The sequence below is a fragment of the Ruegeria sp. CJ2 genome, from assembly GCF_056536745.1.
In genome coordinates, this window is record NZ_JBQFQF010000001.1 from 187,334 (window position 1) to 208,629 (window position 21,296).

The following is a 21,296-nucleotide window of genomic DNA, read 5'->3' on the forward strand; positions in this document are numbered from 1 at the left end:
TGAACACTTGCCCTTGGGGTCCCCCTGACATAAGACGCACGAAACCTGAATTCCAAGGCGCGGAGACACTAGCCCCCATGCCCGTACTCGTGATGAAATTCGGCGGCACGTCGGTCGCCAACCTTGACCGCATCCGCCGCGCGGCGAAACGCATCGGCGTTGAAGTGGCCAAGGGGTACGATGTGATTGTCATCGTGTCGGCCATGTCGGGTAAAACCAACGAGTTGGTTGGCTGGGTGAACGAGACCTCTCCGCTGTTTGATGCGCGCGAATACGATGCGGTTGTGTCTTCGGGTGAAAACGTGACCGCCGGTCTGATGGCCCTGACGCTGCAGGAAATGGATATCCCCGCGCGCAGCTGGCAGGGCTGGCAGGTGCCGCTGATGACCACCAGCGCCCACAGTCAGGCCCGGATCGAGGAAATCCCGACCGAGAATCTGACCCAAAAATTTGATGAAGGTATGAAGGTCGCCGTCGTCGCCGGGTTCCAGGGGATCAGCCCCGAAGGGCGTATCACCACTCTGGGCCGGGGTGGGTCGGACACAACCGCTGTAGCCTTTGCCGCGGCGTTTGGGGCCGAGCGCTGCGATATTTATACCGATGTGGACGGCGTCTATACCACCGACCCGCGTATCTGTGAAAAAGCGCGCAAGCTGGACCGGATATCGTTCGAGGAGATGCTCGAACTGGCCTCTCTGGGGGCCAAGGTGCTGCAAACCCGCTCGGTCGAGCTGGCGATGCGCTATAAGGTGAAACTGCGCGTTCTTTCAAGTTTCGAAGAACAATCCGACGAGGCCGGTACGCTGGTCGTCGATGAGGAGGATATCATGGAATCCAATGTTGTGGCCGGTGTTGCCTATTCCCGTGACGAAGCCAAAATGACCGTCGTATCGGTGGCGGACCGTCCCGGTATCGCCTCGACCATCTTTACCGCGCTCAGCGATGAGGGCGTGAATGTGGACATGATCGTTCAGAACATCTCGGACGAGGGGCGCACGGACATGACGTTCTCGTGTCCGACCGATCAGGTCGCACGCGCGGAAAAGGCGCTGCTGGCGATCAAGGATGCAGGTGAGCTGAACTATGCTGAATTGGTCGCAGATGAAGACGTCTGCAAGGTCTCGGTCGTGGGGATCGGAATGCGGTCGCAATCCGGTGTGGCGGCAAAAATGTTCAAGATACTCTCGGATGAGGGGATCAATATTAGGGTTATTACAACCTCTGAGATCAAAATTTCCGTGCTTGTGGACAGGAAATACATGGAACTTGCGGTTCAGGCACTGCATGATGCCTTTGAACTGGACAAGGCGGCCTGAGCATTTTCTGCCAAGGGTCTCGCCTGACACACTAATCTGGGTGGGCCATGGCGGACGGCACCGAAACAGAATCCCGCAAGCTGCTGGGGCGGCTGCGCGAAGAGATGGCGAGCGAAGCCGCCGGTCAGGAACGTCTTGACCGGATCACCCACCTGATTGCCGACAGCATTCAGGCCGAGGTGTGCTCAATCTACCTGTTCCGAGACGAAGACACACTTGAACTCTGCGCGACCGAAGGTCTGTCTCCCGAGGCGGTTCACAAAACCCGGATGCGCATGGGCGAGGGGCTTGTGGGTCGTGTCGCGAAATATGGCAAGATCGTAAACACCCCCGACGCGCCTTCGGCCAAGGGCTTCCGCTATATGCCTGAAACGGGCGAAGAGCGGTTTTCGTCCTTCCTTGGTGTGCCGATCCAGCGCCTGGGCGAAAAGCTTGGCGTTCTGGTGGTGCAATCCCGCGATGCGCGTGAATACTCGGCTGACGAGGTTTATGCGCTGGAAGTGGTCGCCATGGTGCTTGCCGAAATGACCGAGCTGGGCGCGTTCGTGGGTGAAGGCGCCGCCCTGTCACCCCGCCACCAACAATCTGTGCAGTTGACTGGTGGTCCGGCGCAGGAAGGGTCCGCCGAAGGGCACGTCTGGCTGCACGAGCCGCGCGTGGTCGTCACCAACCCCATCGCCGAAGACCCGCACCGCGAGCGGGAACGTCTGTCCGAAGCGGTCGAGGAACTGCGCGTGGGCGTCGACAAGATGCTTGAGATTTCCAAGGACGGCGACACCGAACAACTACAGGTGCTGGAAGCCTACCGGATGTTTGCGAACTCCAAGGGCTGGATGCGCCGGATGGAAGAGGACATCGCGCGCGGTCTGAGCGCCGAAGCTGCGGTTGAAAAGGAACAGTCACAGGCGCGGGCACGGATGGGTCAGGTGACCGATCCTTATCTGCGCGAAAGGCTCGCCGATCTGGACGACCTCAGCAACCGCTTGCTGCGAATTCTGACCGGGCAGGGCAATACGAATGGGTCGGACCTGCCGCCTGACCCGATCTTGATTGCCCGTAACATTGGCCCCGGCGATCTGTTGGAATATGGCCGGTCTCTGAAGGGGATCGTGCTGGAGGAAGGATCAGTCGGCAGCCACGCGACGATTGTTGCCCGCGCGCTGGCTATTCCCTTGGTGGTGCATGTCGGACGGATCACGACCGAGGCGCTGAACGGCGATCATATTCTTGTGGACGGGGATCAGGGCACCGTTCATCTGCGGCCCGAAGACACGGTCGTCAGCGCATTTCGTGACAAGATCGCGATGCAGGCAAAGGCACAAGAACGATATGCTTCGATCCGGGATACCCCGACGGTCACTCGGGATGGTGAGCGCATAAATCTAGTGATGAATGCCGGCCTCATGGCGGACCTGCCGTCGCTGGCGAATTCCGGTGCCGAGGGCGTGGGCCTGTTCCGGACCGAGTTGCAATTCCTGATCCGAAACCAGATGCCCAAACGGTCGGAGCTTGTCACGCAATATCAACGCGTTCTGGACGCGGCAGGGGAAAAACGCGTGGTGTTCCGGACGCTGGACATCGGCTCGGACAAGGTTCTTCCCTATATGAAACATGTCGAAGAACCCAATCCTGCATTGGGGTGGCGCGCAATTCGGGTGGGTCTGGACAAGCGGGGTGTGATGCGGATGCAGTTGCAGGCCCTGATGCGCGCAGCGAACGGGCGCCCCCTGACGTTGATGTTCCCCTTTGTGGCGCAGGCGGATGAATTCCGCGAAGCGCGTTGGGAGGTCAACAAGACCATCGAACGCGAAAAGCGGCTGGGGCATGTCCTGCCCGAAAAGATCGAAGTTGGTGCAATGCTCGAGACCCCGTCTTTGGGGTTTGCCCCCCAAAAGTTTTATGATGAGGTGGATTTCGTCTCGATCGGGGGCAACGATTTGAAGCAGTTCTTTTTCGCGGCGGACCGAGAAAATGAACTTGTGCGCCGCAGGTATGACACGCTGAACGTCAGTTTCCTCAGTTTCATCGAACGTATTGTTGAACGCTGCAACATATCGAATACCCCGCTGAGTTTTTGCGGCGAGGATGCGGGCCGCCCGGTAGAGGCGCTGTGTCTGGCGGCTATGGGCATCCGCTCGCTGTCGATGCGCCCAGCCTCGATTGGGCCTGTAAAAAGCGTGCTGCTGCGCGCGGACTTGCAATCGCTGCGGAAGATCATCGCAGATGCACGTCATCGGGGTGAGCAATCTGTTCGTCCGGCTGTGATGGAATGGCTGCGAAATCAAGGGTGATCGAGTCGTCGATTTTGAAATTTATTTCAAATCCAGTGTTGATTTTTAGTATGGTTTTTTATACTCCCGCGTTGAATGTTAGCGATAACATTGCTGGTGTGATAAAACCGATATGCCAGTGACAACTGAAGGAGCCCGCAGATGGTTTCACGCGTAATTCCGGTAAATCCGTTCGACCTGGTGTTGTTCGGTGCAACGGGCGATCTGGCGCAGCGCAAGATTTTGCCGGGTCTGTATCACCGGTTTGAAGTGGGCCAAATGCCCGAAGACGCCCGCATCATCGGCACGGCCCGGTCGGACATTGACAGTGAAGCATTCCGAGAACAGATTCGCGCGTCGATGAAGAATTATGCGCCCGAGTTTAAAGCGGACGTATTGGATCGGTTCCTTGGCCGGGTCGACTACGTCCCCGTCGATGCGCTGGGTGATTCAGGTTGGACGGACCTTGCCGACACATTGCGCGCCGACGTGGTGCGCGCATTCTATCTGTCTGTGGGTCCCAGCCTGTTTTCCGGTATTGCGCAGCGTTTGAATGACAACGGGCTGGCAACACCGGACAGCCGAATTGTGGTTGAAAAACCGTTCGGACATGATCTGGCCTCCGCCAAGGCCCTGAACGAAGGGCTGCGCGCCTGTTTCGAAGAACATCAGATTTATCGCATTGACCACTATCTGGGCAAGGAAACCGTCCAGAACCTTATGGCCCTGCGTTTTGCCAATTCCCTGTTCGAGCCGCTCTGGAATTCAACCCATGTTGACCACGTGCAGATCACGGTTGCAGAAACCGTCGGCGTTGAGGGGCGAGGGGCATATTACGATCAGTCCGGTGCAATGCGCGATATGGTTCAGAACCACCTGGTTCAGTTGTTGTGCCTGACCGCGATGGAGCCACCGTCCAAGTTTTCGCCCAACGCGGTACGAGACGAAAAGGTCAAGGTTATCGAGGCGTTGGAACCCGTGGACCCCTCGGATATCGCGCGCGGCCAATACCGCACTGACAAGGGGGGGGACGGCTATCTGGATCACGTCGGCAACCCGGCCAGCCGGACCGAAAGCTATATCGCGCTGAAAGTGCATCTAGGTAACTGGCGCTGGGCCGGCGTGCCATTCTATCTGCGGACCGGAAAGCGTCTGCGCGCGCGCGAGTCCGAAATCGCTGTGTTCTTCCGCGATCCGCCGCATACGATCTTTCCAAATGTCGGCCCTTTGCGTGGCAACGTGCTGGTTATCCGGTTGCAACCGGACGAAGGCATCACATTGCGTACCACCATCAAAGACCCCGGTCCCGGTGGGTTCCGTCTGTCGGATGTATCGCTGGATATGAGCTTTGCCGAGGCGTTGGGCACAGACGCACGTGCTCAGGACGCGTATGAGCGGCTGGTGATGGACGTGATCCGTGGGGATCAAACCCTGTTCATGCGAGGGGATGAGGCCGAGGCTGCATGGGCTTGGGTCGATCCCATCATTCAGGGGTGGGAAGATCGGGGCGACCGTCCGTCCAAATATGATCAGGGCAGTTCCGGGCCCGAAGAAGCATTGATGCTGATGCATCGCGATGGACGCCGCTGGCGTCAGATCGGAGGGTAATCATGGTACATTCCGTCATCACCGACGTCACCCGGCGGATAATCTCGCGCAGCGCCGATCTGCGCGGCCCGCATCTTGAGCGGATGGAGCACGCCAAATCCAAGGGGCCAGCCCGCGCGCACCTGTCGTGCAGCGGTCAGGCTCATGCTTATGCCGGGGCAGGTGAAGATCAGCAATCCATGGCCACAGGAACGGCTGGCAATCTGGGCATTGTCACGGCCTATAATGACATGCTTTCGGCGCATCAGCCGTTCGAACGCTATCCGGCGCTGATCCGCGATGCGATCCGCGCGGCGGGTGGAACGGCGCAGGTCGCGGGTGGCGTTCCCGCCATGTGCGATGGTGTCACGCAGGGCGAAGCGGGGATGGAACTGTCGCTGTTCTCACGCGATGTGATCGCGCTGGCCACCGGTGTTGCGCTGAGCCACAACACGTATGACGCCGCCGTGTTCCTTGGCGTGTGCGACAAGATCGTGCCGGGTCTGGTCATCGGTGCGCAGGCGTTTGGTCATCTACCAGCGGTCTTCCTGCCTGCCGGCCCCATGACAAGTGGCCTGCCGAACGACGAAAAAGCCAAGGTTCGCCAACAGTTTGCCGCCGGAGAAGTCGGTCGCGACGAATTGATGAAGGCGGAAATGGCCGCCTATCACGGGCCGGGCACCTGTACATTCTATGGCACCGCCAACACGAACCAGATGCTGATGGAATTCATGGGCCTGCATCTGCCGGGCTCCAGCTTTATCAACCCGAACACGCCCTTGCGCGATGCACTGACCGAGGAAGGGTCGCGCCGCGCCCTGTCGCTCAGCGCGCTGGGCAATCACTATACACCTGTGTGCCAAATTCTGGACGAACGTGCCTTTGTGAATGGCATTGTCGGTTTGATGGCGACCGGAGGGTCCACGAACCTGCTGATCCACCTGATCGCCATGGCGCGTGCCGGAGGTATCGTTCTGGATTGGGAGGATTTCTCGGACATCTCCGCCGTGGTCCCCTTGGTCGCGCGGGTCTATCCGAATGGGTTGGCCGATGTGAACCATTTCCATGCCGCGGGGGGGCTTGGCTATTGCATCGGCACGCTGCTTGAAGACGGCCTGCTGCATCCCGATACGCTGACGGTCGCTGGTCAGGGTCTGCACAACTATACCAAAGAGCCCAAGCTGAAAGATGGCGAACTGGTCTGGGAAGAAGGCACGACACACAGCTTGAACGAAAAGATCGTGCGCCCGGCCAAGGATCCGTTCCAGCCCACAGGCGGCTTGTCGCGTCTGACCGGAAATCTGGGCACCGCCGTCATGAAGGTGTCAGCCGTCGCGCCCGAGCATCAGGTGGTTGAAGCTCCGGTACGCGTCTTCCACGACCAGCAGGAGGTCAAGGCAGCGTTCAAGGCCGGAGAGTTCACGGATGATGTCATCGTTGTTGTCCGCTTTCAGGGACCGAAAGCCAACGGAATGCCCGAACTGCACTCACTGACGCCGATGCTTTCGATCCTTCAGGGCAGGGGGCAAAAGGTGGCTTTGGTGACTGATGGCCGGATGTCCGGGGCTTCGGGCAAAGTCCCCGCTGCGATCCATGTGGTGCCCGAGGCGCTGGATGGTGGTCCCATCGCCTGTTTACAGGATGGCGACATCCTGCGTGTGGATGCGGTCAGCGGAGAGTTGGAGATCATGACGCCCGGCGTCCTTGATCGCGCCCCGGCAACCGCAGATCTTTCGGCAAACCAGCACGGCGTTGGCCGCGACCTCTTTGGCGCGTTCCGCCAGAATGTCGGGTCGGCCGACACTGGTGCCAGTATTTTCGGAGTTTAATTCATGTCCAAAACCCAACGCACCCGCGAAATTTGTGCGCTTGCCCCAATCGTTCCTGTGCTGGTCATCGACGATGCCAAAGATGCGCGCCCTCTGGCCGAGGCGCTTGTCGCAGGTGGCCTTCCCGCACTTGAGGTCACGCTGCGCACACCTGCCGCGCTGGATGCAATCCGCGCAATGTCTCAGGTGCCGGGCGGTGTCGTAGGGGCTGGGACACTGGTGACCCCCGATGATGTCCGTGCCGCGAAAGAGGCAGGTGCACAATTTGGTGTCTCTCCCGGCGCGACCGACGCTCTGATCGCTGCGTGCGAAGCCGAAGACCTGCCCTTGTTGCCCGGCGCGGCCACGGCAAGCGAGGCGATGCGCTTGCTGGAACAGGGATATGACATGCTCAAGTTCTTTCCTGCCGAAGCATCAGGCGGCGCGCCTGCATTGAAGGCTATCGGTGCGCCGCTGCCGCAAATCACGTTCTGTCCGACCGGAGGTGTGTCGCCTGCGAACGCCCGCGATTATCTGTCATTGTCCAACGTCGTCTGCGCTGGTGGCAGCTGGGTTGCGCCAAAGCAGATGGTTCTGGATCGGGATTGGGCAGGCATCGAAACACTTGCGCGCGAGGCGTCCAAGCTGATGGATTGACGCTGCCCGGCCACACGTTAGGGTGAGGCCAATTCTAACAGGTTGATCCCATGAAAAATCACAACTCTCTCGCGCAGGGGCGTGAGTATTTGGCTATTCCTGGGCCGTCGGTAATACCCGACGCCGTTTTGCAGGCGATGCACCGTCCCTCGCCCAATATCTATGATGGCGAGTTGATCGAGATGATGCCCGCGCTGACCCGCGACCTATGTCGCGTCGCCCGGACCGAGCACGATGTTGCCATCTACATCGCCAACGGGCACGGGACTTGGGAAGCCGCTCTGTCGAACGTCATTGCACCCGGCGAACGGGTTTTGGCACCGGCTTCGGGTCGGTTCACCCATGGCTGGGCGGAAATGGCGGAAGGGATTGGCGCGACGGCGCAATTGATCGACTTCGGCGCGTCATCTGCCTGGGACTTCGAGCGTATCGGTGACGCGTTGCGGGCTGATAAAGCGCATGAAATCAAAGCGGTTCTGGCCGTGCATGTGGATACCTCAAGCTCGATCCGGAACGACATTCCAGCGCTTCGGGCGTTGCTGGACGACTTGAACCATCCCGCGCTTTTGATGGCGGATTGCATCGCCTCGTTGGGATGCGACCGGTTCGAAATGGATGCCTGGGGTGTCGATGTCATGGTCACCGCCTGTCAAAAGGGGCTGATGACCCCCGCAGGCGTAGGGTTTGTCTTTTTTAACGACAAAGCGCAGGCCAAGCGCGCCAGTATGCCCCGGGTTTCGCAATATTGGGATTGGGGTCCGCGGACGCATCCGGACCTGTTCTACCAGTATTTCAACGGGACGGCTCCGACCCATCACCTATATGGTCTGCGCACAGCCTTGGATATCATTCACGCCGAGGGGATCGAACAGGTCTGGGCGCGTCATGAACGACTTGCCACAGCCATTTGGACGGCCTGTGAAACCTGGGCCGAGGGCGGTGCTTTGCATTTGAACGTCGCAGATCGCCAAGACCGCAGCCGTGCCGTGACTGCCTTGCGGCTGACCGACGGTCGGGGCACGGCCCTTCGGGAATATACGGAAACCCAACTGGGCCTCACCTTGGGCGTCGGCCTCGGGATGGAGGACTGGGACGGCTGTTTCCGCCTTGGTCACATGGGGCATGTGAATGCGCAGATGGTCATGGCGATGCTGGGCGGGGTCGAAACCGCGCTGGCCGCACTCGATATCCCGCGCGGCGCTGGCGCATTGGAAGCTGCAGCGGCTGCGTTGGCTTCGTAACGCGAACCGCCGAGCATATTCGCGCTAGTTCATCCGACTTGCGCGTTGGCGGCCTCAAGTGCCTTTGGCAGAGCTGCGGAAAAGGCATCCAGATCGGACGCCTTGCCGCAACTCACCCGAATGCACCTGTTCTGGGGATCGGCGAAGGGCATGCGGACGAACACACCTTGTCCGACCAGAGATTCCAGAATCGCTTTGGCAAAGGCTCCGTCCCGCCCACAATCAATGGCGACGAAATTCGTGGCCGACGGCAGGGGGGTCAGGCCATTCTCTTTTGCGATCTGTCCGATCTGGGTTCGGGCTTCAGCGATCTTGTTCTGGATCCGTTTTAGCCAGGCGTCGTCTTGCAGTGCCGCCAGCGCGCCAGCTTGTGCCGCGCGGTTCATGCCGAAATGGTTCCGCACCTTGTTGAACGCCGAAATCAATCCGGGCGCGCCAATTGCGTATCCGACGCGCGCACCGGCCATTCCATAAGCTTTTGAAAACGTGCGCATCCGGATAACGCGGGGATCATCGGCCGCGACCGGGGCTTCGGTCCCTTCGGGCGCGCATTCCACGTAAGCCTCATCCAAAACCAGCAGGCACCCGTCGGGCAAGTCGTCCAGCGCCGCGACGATGTCCTTGCCGGAATGCCAGCTTCCCATCGGGTTGTCGGGATTGGCCAGATAGACCAGCTTGGCACCCATTTCTGCCGCCAGAGCAAACAGGGCCGATGGATCTTCGTGATCGTCGCGGTAGGGAACAGTGTGCAGCACACCTCCGAACCCTGCCACGTGGTAATTGAAAGTTGGATAGGCACCGTCCGAGGTGACAACGGCATCTCCGGGTGCGATCAGAAGACGGACGAGGTAGCCCAATAGCCCGTCAATCCCTTCCCCCACGACGATATTGTCTGCGCCTACGCCGTGGTGTTCGGCCAATGCGTGGCGCAGGTCATGGTTTTCGGGGTCGCCGTACATCCAGATTTCGGTGTTTGCCATGGCCTCGATCGCGCGTGGCGAGGGACCAAAAACGCTTTCGTTTGCGCCGAGCCGGGCATTGAAAGGGGCACCGCGCTGGCGCTCCTGTGTTTCGGGGCCGACGAATGGCACGGTTGCGGGCAGGGACAGGGCAAGCGGGGTATAGCGTGGGTCAGTCATAATGGCAGATAAACGTAAGGTCACTTGGCGAGCAACCTTGTGTTGCGCGCAATTGCCGCCCACCCTGCGCCGAAGTATCGAGGGAGGGGTGCAGATGCGCATTTTGTTAGGGCTGATCCTGATCGGGCTTGCCTATCTGGTTTTTTGGCCGGTCGAGGTTGAGCCAGTCGCGTGGGAACCACCAAAAGCACCTGAGTTCACCGGAGAGTTCGCAGAGAACAACGCGCTGGACCAGCTTGAACTGATTACGCTGCCAGAGGGTGAGCTGGGACCCGAGGACATTGCCGTCTTGCCGGACGGAACGGCCTATACGACCACAATGTCCGGGGTACTGCTCCGCATTGACGGCGAAGCCCCTGTCGAGGTCGACCAACTTAGAGGGCGTCCCCTTGGCATCAAGGCCGGTCCGGACGGTGCGCTGTATATCGCTGACAGTTTTCGAGGGCTTATGCGGTGGAATGGCCCCGGTTCGTTGGAACTGCTGGCCGCTGAAGTTGACGGAAAGCCTGTAATTTACGCCAACCAATTGGATGTGGCGCGGGATGGAACGGTTTATTTCTCGAATTCGTCCGACCGTTTCGACCCTGAGACGATGGGCGGCACGAAACCGACATCCGTGCTGACGATCTGGGAGCAATCGGATACCGGGTATGTGGCCAAGTACACTCCCGACGGTAGCACCGAGAAAGTGACCGAGGGGTTTGTCTATACGAACGGGGTGGCGCTGTCTCCGGACGAAGATTTTCTGCTGATTGCCGAAACCGGACGTGCGCGGGTCCATAAGCTGTGGCTGACCGGCCCAAAGGCGGGCGAGCGAGAAATTCTGATGGAAAACCTTCCGGGGTATCCGGACAATATCGAGTCACAGGGTGACGGCACCTATTGGATGGCCTTCGCCAGCCCACGGGTACCGACCGAGGCCCTGATGCCTTACCCGTTCCTGCGCGAGGTGATCTGGCGGCTGGGTCCAATGGTGCGGCCCGCACCGATACATCGCGGTATGCTGATCCAGTTCGATGGCGAGGGAAATATCCTACAAGACCTGCAGGACCCGCAGGGTCGGCTAGGGATTACGACCGGTGGCAGGGTTGTCGGGGATCAGTTCTATGTCATGACGCTGGATTCCCCGTGGTTTGGGCGAGCAGCCATCGAAGAATTGCCCCTACGTTGATCTGGAACTTTGCGGGTGTTGCAGGCATCTTTGCCGAAATTGGAATAGGGAGGTTCACATGTCGCGTGTGTCCGTCGAATACAAAGATCACATAGCCCACGTCACCCTGACGCGTGGCGACAAGATGAACGCGCTGGATGACGCGATGATCAAGGCAATCTTGTCCGCAGGGCAGGAGGTCGCCGCCTCGGACGCGCGTGCGGTCGTGCTGTCGGGCGAAGGGAAAAGCTTTTGTGCCGGGCTTGATCTGGCCAGCTTTGCGAAGATGGCCACGATGAATGTTGGTGAATGGCTGACCCCTCGGACCCATGAAGACGCCAATGAGCTGCAGGAGCTTGCCTTGATCTGGCGGCGTATTCCCGTGCCCGTGATTTGTGCCATTCAGGGTGTGGCGTTCGGCGGCGGGTTGCAGATTGCTTTGGGGGCCGACATGCGGATCGCGCAGCCCGACAGCAAGCTTTCGGTCATGGAGATGAAGTGGGGCATCATTCCCGACATGGGTGGGATGGTCTTGCTGCCCAAGCTGGTGCGAACGGATGTGTTGCGCCTGTTGACCTATACTGCGCGCCCCATTGGTGCAGCGCAGGCGGCAGAGTGGGGTCTGGTGACCAAACTGTCAGATGATCCGCTGACAGAGGCACTTGCGTTGGCAGAAGACATCGCCGGTCGCAGCCCGTCGGCTATTCGGGCGGCCAAACGCCTGATTGATCTGGCGGAAACGCAGCCCCGCGCAGAGGTGCTGGTAGCAGAGACGGCAGAACAGGTGGAATTGATCGGTAAACCTGAGCAGATGGAAGTTATTGCCGCCCAGATGCAGGGCCGCAAGCCGGTGTTCAAATAGCTAGCGCATAAAGGCGCGCCGCGCATCCCGTGCCATGTTGTACCGCATTTCAAGATCAGCGATGCGGGCCATTGCTCGCTTGCGCGCCTGCGGATCGGTCAGAGTGGCGTAGTCCCGGCGCGCTGCGTCCAATTCTTTCTTGATCGTAAACTCTTCGGGCAGCACCCCGGCCTGAGCCATGATCCTGTGCCCGGCAGCGATTGCCGGGTCGCTTTGCGCTTCGGACGAGCGATCAGGCAGGGGGCGGCTTTCGCCTTCAAGCCCCTGCAACTGTCCTTCGGCTTGCGCCTTTTTGATCTGGCGCTCGATGAGTTTTCCCAGCGATCCAAACATGTCTTTATCCTACACCGTGCCAAGCCGGGCGGCTAGCGCGTTCGGTTTGTTATCAAATAGGCGACGCCGCCTGCCAAAAGGCCCCAAACCGCTGCGCCCAGCCCAAAGACGGATATGCCCGAGGCCGTGATTGCAAAGGTCAGGATTGCGGCTTCGCGTTCGGCTGGCACTTCGAGCGCTGCAAAGGTTGCATTGGCCATCACACCTATCAGGGCGACGCCGGTCAGCGTACCCATCAGCAACGGATCGGCATGCACGGCAAACCCTGTGATTGCGACGGCAAACACGCCGAACACGCAATAAAACACACCGGCCATCACAGCAGACCAATAGCGTTGATCTGGGTCGGGATGGCTGTCTTCGTTCGAACACATCGCTGCAGTAATCGCGGCAAGGCAGGTTGCTGGCGCACCGAATGACGCGGACAGGACACTCGCGCCGCCGACGGCCGAAAACAGGCGCCCTGATACAGGCTGGTAACCAAAGCTGCGCATCACGGCAACGCCGGGAATGTTCTGTGTGGCCATGGTGACAATGAACAGCGGAAGTCCGATACCGATAACGGAGCCCACTGAGAATGTGGGCCACGTCCAGACCGGAGAGGCCATGACCTGCGCAGGCGCGACCGAGGCATCCTTTGCGCTGAGAGCGACCACAATAGCTGCCGCGATGACGGCGGCGGGAACTGCGAACAGCCGGTTGAACCGCCCGGCGACAAACCATGTCAGGATCACGGGAAGGGCCTGCCACGGCAGCTCTACGGCGGCTTTGAAGGGCAGAATGCAAAGCGGCAACAAGACGCCGCCCAACATCGCCTGTGCCAGCGTTGTCGGGATCGCCGCAGCCAGACGGCCCAGTGGCTTCCACAGCCCGGCAAGGATCGTCAACGCACCTGCGCATAAAAACGCGCCCACGGCGTCCGAGAAACCCGCTATTGGCGTGGCGGATACGGCAAGCAAGGCCGCTCCGGGTGTGGACCATGCGACGCTGATGGGTTGAAGGTAGCGCAGGCTTAGACCGATGGCCGTCAGCCCCATGGCAATGGCCGCCATCATCAACCCCGAGGCTGCTTGGGCCGGTGACGCTCCCATCGCGGTCAAACCCTGAAGGACGATAGGAAATGAGCTGAAAAAGCCGACTATGGCCACAACCAGCCCGGTCGAGACGGTTTGGATGGGTGGGGCTGCACGCGTCATTTGAGCCTCGGTGGGGTTGCCTCGATCCGTGCTAACAAGCGCGAGGGTGGGGCGGCAACCCCCCAGTTGCGCAAAAGAAAAACCCCGCCGGCAGGGGCGGGGTTAGAGTGTTGGGACGGGAAGACGGATCAGGCGATCTCGGACAGACGGGCCAGTGCCTCGTTCAGCTTGGCCTCTTCCTCTTCACGGGCGGCGAGGTTGGCTTTGGCTTCCTCAACCACCTCTTCGGGGGCCGAAGCCACGAATTTGGGGTTGTTCAGTCGCCCGCGCAGACCGCCCAGTTCCTTGGCCAGTTTGCCCTTTGCCTTCTCCAGCCGTTCCTTTTCGGTACCGATGTCGATGATATCCGCCAGGGGCAGGCCAAAGGACGCGCCGGGGGCGGCGATCGAGATGGTGCCTTTGGGCAACTCATCGGCCTTGGTCAGGCTGTCAATCCGTGCCAATCGCTTAATCAGCGCCTCGTTGCGGTCCCATGCGGCTTGGCCATTCGCGTCGATATCCGTCACCAGCATCGGCACATAGAGCCCTGCCGGAACCCGCATCTGCGCGCGGGCCGAGCGGGTATTTTCGATGACCGAGATTACCCAGTTCATCTCGCGGTCCGCGTCGGCATCGACCAGTTCGGTGCCGTAGGTGGGCCAGTCGGCGTGGACGACCATTTTCGCGCGGGTGCCGGTCAAACCCCAAAGTTCCTCTGTGATGAACGGCATGATCGGGTGCAGCAGGACCATGCACTGATCCAGAACCCAGCGCATGGTGGCGCGGGTCTCGGCCTGCGCCTCGGCGTCATCGCCTTGCAGCAGCGGTTTCGACAGTTCCACGTACCAGTCGCAGACCTTGCCCCAGACAAAGGCGTAAAGCCCGTTGGCCGCATCGTTGAAGCGATAGCTTTCCAGCGCCGCGTCAACCTCTTCCCGCACGCGGGCGGTTTCGCCGATGATCCAGCGGTTAACGGCCGCTTTGGGCTTTAGGTCGGCGACGTCCAGTTGCGGAACGGCGTCGGTAAAGACCTCGTTCATCTCGGCAAAGCGGACGGCGTTCCATAGCTTGGTGCCGAAGTTGCGATAGCCGGTGATGCGTTCGCGGGACAGTTTCAGCACGCCGCCAATCGCCGCCATCGACGCGTTGGTAAAGCGCAAAGCGTCGGCGCCGAACTCGTCCACGATTTCCAGCGGGTCGATGACGTTGCCGGTGGTCTTGGACATCTTCTTGCCCTTCTCGTCACGGACGAGCTGGTGCAGGTAGACGGTGTGGAACGGAATTTCGTTCACCACGGCCAGTTGCATCATCATCATCCGGGCGACCCAGAAGAACAGGATATCCGCACCGGTGATCAGAACGTCCGTGGGGAAGTAGCGTTCCAGTTCCTCGGTCTTTTCGGGCCAGCCCAGCGTGCCGATGGGCCAGAGGCCGGAGGAGAACCAGGTGTCAAGGACGTCGGGGTCGCGGTAGAGCGTAGTGCCAAAGAATTTTGTATTTTCGGGACTGTCCCCAAAGGGTCTCGCCCTTTCGCGACCATCTATGTCGATGCCCGTTTCATCATCGATTGGATCGAAGTCGATAGTCGTTTTTTCATCGAATTTATAGAAACCTAGGTCATTCAGGCGTTCGCTGTCCAATTCGCTAATCTTCTTCGGGTCTTCAACAACCGTGAACATTAGCTCAGCATCAGGCAACCGCTTCTTGTGGAATGCGATAGCTAGCTTTGCCGCTTCCCATGCGCTTTCCGCACAAAACGAGTTCCCAAGGTTATCATACCAAACCGGAATCTGATGCCCCCACCACAGCTGGCGCGAGATGCACCAGGGCTCGATGTTTTCCAGCCAGTGGTAATAGGTTTTCTCGCCCGACTCGGGAATGATCTTGACCGTGCCGTCTTTGACCGCGTCCAGCGCGGGGCCGACGACCTTTTCGGCATCTACAAACCACTGGTCGGTGAACATCGGCTCGATCACCACCTTCGAGCGGTCGCCGAAGGGCTGCATGATCGGCTTGCTTTCAACCAGCGGGACGAGTGCCGGGCTGAAGCCCGACCTACCGTCTTCGTCTTCTGTAGGCCGGGCTTCAGCCCGGCTACCCAGACGCGGATCATCCGGGCTGCACATCACGGCGAGACCGTCGTCGGTGATTTCCTCGACCACCTTCGCGCGCGCCTCGAACCGATCGAGCCCGCGCAGGTGATCGGGGATCAGGTTGATCGCGTCGATCTCGTTCTCGGTGAACGCTTTGCCGCGCGCGTATTCCTGCGCCTTGTCCGCTTCTTCTGCGTAAGGCGCACCATCGGCCCGCATCGCGCCCTTGGTGTCCATCAGGCGATACATCGGAATGCCGCCGCGCTTGGCGACCATGTTGTCGTTGAAGTCATGCGCACCGGTGATCTTCACCGCGCCCGAGCCGAAATCGGGATCGGGATATTCATCGGTGATGATCGGAATCTGGCGGCGATGCTCTTTCGGGCCAACCGGAATTTCGCAGAGTTTCCCGACGATTGGCGCATAACGCTCATCCGAGGGATGAACCGCAACCGCGCCGTCGCCCAGCATGGTTTCCGGGCGCGTGGTGGCGATGGAAATGTAATCGCGCTCTTCCTCAAGCACGACATTCCCGTCCTCGTCCTTTTCGACATAAGTATAGGTCTCGCCCCCCGCCAGCGGGTATTTGAAGTGCCACATGTGGCCGGGCGTTTCGATATTCTCGACCTCAAGATCCGAGATCGCGGTCTCGAAATGCGGGTCCCAGTTGACCAGCCGCTTGCCGCGATAGATCAGGCCCTTTTCGTACATATCGACGAAAACCTTGATGACCGCGTCGTGGAAGTTGGCAGAGTTTTCGTGGCCGGTGCGCGGATCGCGCGGTGCGCCCGCCATGGTGAAGGCGTTGCGCGACCAGTCGCAGCTGGACCCCAAACGCTTGAGCTGCTCAATGATGGTACCGCCGTATTCGCCTTTCCATTCCCAGACCTTGTCCAGAAATGCCTCGCGCCCCAGTTCGCGGCGACCGGGTTGGCCAGTGGCGGCCAGCATCTTTTCCACCTGCATCTGGGTGGCGATGCCCGCGTGGTCCTGACCGGGCTGCCACAGCGTGTCGAAGCCGCGCATCCGGTGCCAGCGGGTCAGGATATCCTGCAGCGTGTTGTTGAACGCATGGCCCACATGCAGCGCGCCCGTCACGTTGGGCGGCGGGATCATGATGGTAAAGCTTTCATCACGCGATTTGTTCGCACCTGCTTTGAAGGCTCCGGCCTCTTCCCAGGTTTTATAGATACGGGCCTCGGCCTCGGCCGCGTTGAATGTCTTTTCCATCGCCATGGGGTGCGTCCTGCGTCATCAATCTTGGGTCAGCGCCTGCAATAGCGAATGCATGCGCCAAGGGGAAGGCCCCCTATGGACATCGGCCCCTCGCAGGCTAGTGTCGCGCATGAGAGCAGCGGCAGGAGCGGTCCATGGAAAAGTTCGGTAAGAGTCAGCCCGTCAAACGGACCGAGGATCAGCGATTTCTGACCGGACAGGGGTATTACATGGATGATGTGGTGCCCGAAGGCGCGCTGCATGCGGTTTTCTTGCGCTCTCAGGTGGCGCATGGGGTGATATCCGGTCTGGATCTCGAAGAGGCACGGTCGGCGGATGGGGTGCGTCTGGTGATGACGTTGGACGATCTGAAAGCCGCAGGGATCGACACCGTGATGAATGCCGCAATCGTGGACAATCGGGACGGATCGAAAGCCGCCGCGCCGGAGCGCCATATGCTGGCCAGCGACCGTGTGCGCTTTGTCGGCGAGCCGATCGCGCTTGTCATCGCCGATACCCCATCACAGGCCCGCGACGCAGCCGAGATGATCTGGGCCGAGATCGACGAATTGCCAGCAAAGCTGGACGTAGATGCGGGTGGAGAAGTCGTGCACCAAGACGCCCCCGACAATCGCGCCTTTGACTGGGGGTTGGGTGATGAGGCGGCGACCGAGGCCGCGTTTCACGCTGCGGCGCATCGGGTTTCACTGAATGTGGCTGACAACAGGGTCATCATAACCTCGATCGAGCCGCGCGGCTGTCAGGCCAACTGGGTCGATGGCCGCCTGCATGTTGCCTATGGTGGGCAGGGCGTCTGGGCGATGCGCGCGCAACTGGCCGAAAAGCTGCGGTTGGAGCCCGAGGCAATCCGCGTCACCACCCCGGATGTAGGGGGCGGGTTCGGCATGAAGGTAATGCCATACCCCGAATATTTCTGCACCGCCGTGGCTGCGATGAAGCTGGGCAAACCGGTTCATTGGATGTCTGACCGGTCCGAGGCCATGCTGTCCGATCACCACGGCCGCGATCTGACTTCGCTTGCAGAGTTGGCTTTTGACGCCGACCACCGGATTACGGCCTACCGTGTCCACAGCAAGGTCAATCTGGGCGCCTATAACAGCCATTTCGGGCAGGCGATCCAGACAAGCCTGTTTAGCAAAGTGCTGATGGGTGTCTATGACGTCCAGACAACCTATCTGCGGGTCGAGGGGTTTTTCACAAACACCACACAGGTCGATGCCTATCGCGGGGCCGGGCGGCCCGAGGCGATCTATGTCCTTGAGCGGGTTATGGATCGCGCCGCGCGCGAGTTGGGCGTAGACCCGTGGGAGCTGCGCCGCAAGAACTTCATCCGACCCGAGGCGTTCCCTTACAAAACCGCGACCGGCGAGACTTATGATGTCGGTGATTTCGACATGATCCTGTCGCGCACCGCCAGTCAGACTGGTGGGTTCGTCGCCCGCAAAGCCGCCGATGCCGAACGCGGCCTGATCCGAGGGCAGGGCCTTTGCTACTATATCGAAAGTATCCTGGGGGACCCCTCTGAGAACGCGAAAGTCGAGTTCTGCGCCGACGGCACGGTGAACCTCTATGTCGGCACTCAATCCAACGGGCAGGGGCATGAGACGGTTTATGCCCATTTCCTGTCCGATCAGACCGGGATTCCGGTGGACCGGATCAATGTTGTTCAGGGTGACAGCGATCAACTGCCGCATGGGGGAGGCACCGGCGGATCTCGGTCCGTGACGGTGCAAAGCACGGCGACGCTGGCCACAATCGACGTCATGATCGCCGCATTCACGCCCTATCTGGCGGACAAGATGGGGGTGGAGGAAAGCGATGTGCGTTTCGATCACGAAACCTTCCGCGCACCGGGGTCGAACCTTACGCCTACGTTGACCGAAGCCGCTGACATGGCGCGTGCCGATGGCCGTACCGATCTGCTGCAACATCACGCCCGCGCCAACCTAGATGCGCGCAGTTATCCCAATGGCGCGCATATTGCCGAAATCGTTATTGATTCTTACACCGGAGAAACCAGGGTTGACCGCTATACAGTGGTTGATGATTTTGGTAACCTTATCAACCCGATGCTGGCCGAAGGACAGGTGCATGGTGGCGTCGTCCAGGGCATTGGACAGGCGCTGACCGAGCGTGTTGTGCATGATGCGCAAGGGCAACTGCTCACGGCTTCGTTGATGGACTATGCCTTGCCGCGTGCCGCCGAGATACCCATGATTAAGTTTACCTCGGCGCCGGTTCCGTCAACTTCAAACCCGATGGGGATGAAGGGATGCGGTGAGGCCGGGACGGTGGGCGCGCTGGCTGCTGTTGCAAACGCAGTGCAGGACGCGCTCTGGGAACATGGGGTGCGGCAGGCGGATATGCCTTTCACACCCAACAGAGTATGGGAATTGCTGACGCATGGTTCTGTCGCGGCTGAGTAGAAAGGTACTGGGATGGCTCGGACGGCCTCTGCGGTCCGAGCACTCGGCCGAGACACGCCATCGCGAACCGATCAGCCATGTGATTATCCTCGACGGCACAATGTCGACGCTGGAACCGGGCAGGGAAACCCACGCGGGCCAGACCCTGCGCCTGTGCTGTGAGATGGGCAGCAAGGTCTCGGTTTTCTACGAATCCGGCGTGCAGTGGGAAAGCTGGAAGTCCTCGCTGGACGTGATGATGGGGCGGGGGATCAACCGCCAGATCAGGCGCGCCTATGGCTATCTTGCGTCGCGTTACAAACCCGGCGACCGTATCTATTTCATCGGCTATTCGCGCGGGGCTTACGGGGTGCGCAGCCTTGCGGGGGTGATCGACCTGATCGGTCTGCTCAAGGCCGAGCACGCGACCGAGCGGAATATCAAGCAAGCCTACCGCCATTACGAGTGCAACGCCAATGGTGCCGCTGCAGGCGCTTTCCGCAAACAGTTTTGTCACGAGGATGTGGCGATCGAGATGGTCGGCGTCTGGGATACCGTCAAGGCGCTGGGCCTGCGCCTGCCGCTTCTGTGGCGCTGGGCCGAGGAACGCCACGCCTTCCACAACCACCAGCTTGGCCCCGCCACCCGCCACGGCTATCACGCCATGGCGCTGGACGAGACGCGCGAAGTGTTCGAACCGGTCTTATGGAAATGTACCCCCGAGTTCAAAGGTCACGTCGAGCAGGTCTGGTTCCGGGGCACGCACGGGGACGTCGGGGGGCAGTTGAACGGGTTCGAAGAGGCCCGTCCGCTCAGCAACATCTCTTTGATCTGGATGCTGGACAAGGCCGAGATGCACGGCTTACCCCTGCCCGAAGGCTGGCGTGAGCGGTTCCCCACCGACACACACGCGCGCTCGGTGGGAACATGGCGCGGCTGGGGCAAGATTTTCCTGCTGCGCAAACATCGGAAGGTGGGGCGTGACCGGTCCGAGCGGTTGCACGTCTCGGTCTCGCCGGATGAACTGCCCGGCTGGGTGCCGATGCCGGATTTGCCGTCGCATCCGGCGCAGTGAGCGGCTGTCATGTGCCAGTGGCTTTAAGATCACCGAAACTTCAATGTCAGGTTTGAGACCAAAAGACCGTGCTGCGTTACGCCTCAATAGCGACCCAGAGCACCAAGGAGCCGGTGAAGGCATCAGTTTCCGAAGACTGTATTGGAGCTACTTGGAAACTCGTACTCGCTTAACTCGTACATCTCGGGAAACCATTTCGTAGCGAAATGGGTATTGAGAATAGACGCCGTGCTTGAAAAAGTACTTTTCAGGCTGAAATGCTCCAGCACTCTTAGAGAACTCATAGCGCCCAGTTGCTTGAACTCTGTCATCCAGCCAAATCGTAGCGTCGAAGTTTCCTTTGCCATCAAATATTATCAACACCTTTAATTCCCGCTCTTTACCATCCAGAACAAAGCGATCAGGAGACCTTGTAGCGGACAACTTACCGCGTACACAGGATTCTCCCGGTCCAGTTTTTATGTCACTAACTAGTGCGAAATGTCCTGATTTTGTAACATCAATTTTTAGCGGTGGTGCGCAACCACGCCTGCCGTCATGAATTTGAAAAAGACCAAATTTCTGGCCCTTTTTGCCTGTCATAGATACACGACTAGCAAAGAGGTAGGCCCCCTTATGATTAGCTGAAACCTTGTCGGTGTAAATTTCAGCGCGTTGATTAAAAATACCACCGGGACAATAGTTTCTGCTTGTCTTGAACGTCCACGTTCGACCTTTTTTTGTTATCGAACCTTTGTCCACTCCACAAGAGATGCGCCACTTATCCAGCGGATTTGCATCGGCCGTAGAAGCAAATACTCCAAACAAAAGAGCCATGATTAGGGCGATGCGAAACATTAAACCTCCTAAAAGGAATTTTGTTTTATCGGCAACGTAACACAGAGGGAGTTTCGATCAAAATGAACCCATTGAAATTGGATCGGCAATGGCGGCTTTGTCCGCACTGCCG

At 59.6% G+C, this 21,296-nt stretch carries 15 protein-coding genes; 10 read left to right on the forward strand and 5 right to left on the reverse strand.

What is annotated here, in order from left to right:
- Positions 1-77 precede the first annotated feature (77 nt).
- The 6 genes from ACR0MS_RS00940 to ACR0MS_RS00965 all read left to right on the forward strand — a co-directional run bounded on the left by ACR0MS_RS00940 (position 78) and on the right by ACR0MS_RS00965 (position 8,879).
- Positions 78-1,316, forward strand: a complete 1,239-nt coding sequence (locus tag ACR0MS_RS00940; protein WP_480567967.1) for an aspartate kinase — start codon at positions 78-80, stop codon at positions 1,314-1,316.
- A gap of 47 nt (positions 1,317-1,363) precedes the next feature.
- Entirely contained in the window at positions 1,364-3,607 is a 2,244-nt protein-coding gene (gene ptsP, locus ACR0MS_RS00945) for a phosphoenolpyruvate--protein phosphotransferase (RefSeq protein ID WP_480567969.1), read from the forward strand.
- A 141-nt stretch (positions 3,608-3,748) separates the two neighbouring features.
- Positions 3,749-5,194, forward strand: a complete 1,446-nt coding sequence (gene zwf, locus ACR0MS_RS00950) for a glucose-6-phosphate dehydrogenase (RefSeq protein WP_480567971.1) — start codon at positions 3,749-3,751, stop codon at positions 5,192-5,194.
- A gap of 2 nt (positions 5,195-5,196) precedes the next feature.
- The gene (gene edd / locus ACR0MS_RS00955; protein ID WP_480567973.1) at positions 5,197-7,002 is read left to right on the forward strand and encodes a phosphogluconate dehydratase; all 1,806 of its coding nucleotides are present in this window, start codon (positions 5,197-5,199) and stop codon (positions 7,000-7,002) included.
- 3 nt (positions 7,003-7,005) lie between these two features.
- On the forward strand, positions 7,006-7,638 hold the full coding sequence (locus ACR0MS_RS00960; RefSeq protein ID WP_480567975.1) for a bifunctional 4-hydroxy-2-oxoglutarate aldolase/2-dehydro-3-deoxy-phosphogluconate aldolase: 633 nt from the start codon (positions 7,006-7,008) through the stop codon (positions 7,636-7,638).
- 50 nt (positions 7,639-7,688) lie between these two features.
- Positions 7,689-8,879 (forward strand): pyridoxal-phosphate-dependent aminotransferase family protein, encoded by a 1,191-nt coding sequence (locus ACR0MS_RS00965; RefSeq protein WP_480567977.1) that lies wholly within the window; start codon positions 7,689-7,691, stop codon positions 8,877-8,879.
- A 29-nt stretch (positions 8,880-8,908) separates the two neighbouring features.
- On the opposite strand, the gene ACR0MS_RS00970 is transcribed toward ACR0MS_RS00965, so the two are convergent.
- Positions 8,909-10,018 carry a pyridoxal phosphate-dependent aminotransferase gene (locus ACR0MS_RS00970; protein WP_480567979.1) on the reverse strand — a complete coding sequence of 370 codons (1,110 nt, stop codon included), beginning with the start codon at positions 10,016-10,018 and terminating at the stop codon, positions 8,909-8,911.
- A 94-nt stretch (positions 10,019-10,112) separates the two neighbouring features.
- Between ACR0MS_RS00970 and ACR0MS_RS00975 the strand changes: the two genes are divergently transcribed.
- Complete coding sequence (locus ACR0MS_RS00975; protein WP_480567981.1) at positions 10,113-11,189, forward strand: SMP-30/gluconolactonase/LRE family protein; 1,077 nt, start codon at positions 10,113-10,115, stop codon at positions 11,187-11,189.
- 58 nt (positions 11,190-11,247) lie between these two features.
- Positions 11,248-12,030 carry a crotonase/enoyl-CoA hydratase family protein gene (locus tag ACR0MS_RS00980; RefSeq protein WP_480567983.1) on the forward strand — a complete coding sequence of 261 codons (783 nt, stop codon included), beginning with the start codon at positions 11,248-11,250 and terminating at the stop codon, positions 12,028-12,030.
- On the opposite strand, the gene ACR0MS_RS00985 is transcribed toward ACR0MS_RS00980, so the two are convergent.
- The 3 genes from ACR0MS_RS00985 to ACR0MS_RS00995 form a co-directional block, all read right to left on the reverse strand.
- Positions 12,031-12,363, reverse strand: coding sequence for a DnaJ family domain-containing protein (locus ACR0MS_RS00985; RefSeq protein ID WP_480567985.1), 333 nt, complete (start codon positions 12,361-12,363; stop codon positions 12,031-12,033). It abuts the gene before it with no gap.
- 32 nt (positions 12,364-12,395) lie between these two features.
- Complete coding sequence (locus tag ACR0MS_RS00990; protein ID WP_480567987.1) at positions 12,396-13,559, reverse strand: benzoate/H(+) symporter BenE family transporter; 1,164 nt, start codon at positions 13,557-13,559, stop codon at positions 12,396-12,398.
- 128 nt (positions 13,560-13,687) lie between these two features.
- Positions 13,688-16,867, reverse strand: a complete 3,180-nt coding sequence (locus ACR0MS_RS00995) for a valine--tRNA ligase (protein ID WP_480567989.1) — start codon at positions 16,865-16,867, stop codon at positions 13,688-13,690.
- Between the two features lie 134 nt (positions 16,868-17,001).
- On the opposite strand from ACR0MS_RS00995, the gene ACR0MS_RS01000 reads away from it, so the two are divergent.
- The gene (locus ACR0MS_RS01000) at positions 17,002-19,293 is read left to right on the forward strand and encodes a xanthine dehydrogenase family protein molybdopterin-binding subunit (protein WP_480567991.1); all 2,292 of its coding nucleotides are present in this window, start codon (positions 17,002-17,004) and stop codon (positions 19,291-19,293) included.
- Entirely contained in the window at positions 19,271-20,347 is a 1,077-nt protein-coding gene (locus ACR0MS_RS01005; RefSeq protein ID WP_480567993.1) for a DUF2235 domain-containing protein, read from the forward strand. The genes ACR0MS_RS01000 and ACR0MS_RS01005 overlap by 23 nt, the downstream gene beginning before the upstream one ends.
- A 147-nt stretch (positions 20,348-20,494) precedes the next feature.
- Here the strand turns inward: ACR0MS_RS01005 and ACR0MS_RS01010 are convergent, their stop codons facing one another.
- On the reverse strand, positions 20,495-21,184 hold the full coding sequence (locus tag ACR0MS_RS01010; RefSeq protein ID WP_480567995.1) for a hypothetical protein: 690 nt from the start codon (positions 21,182-21,184) through the stop codon (positions 20,495-20,497).
- Positions 21,185-21,296: the final 112 nt, after the last annotated feature.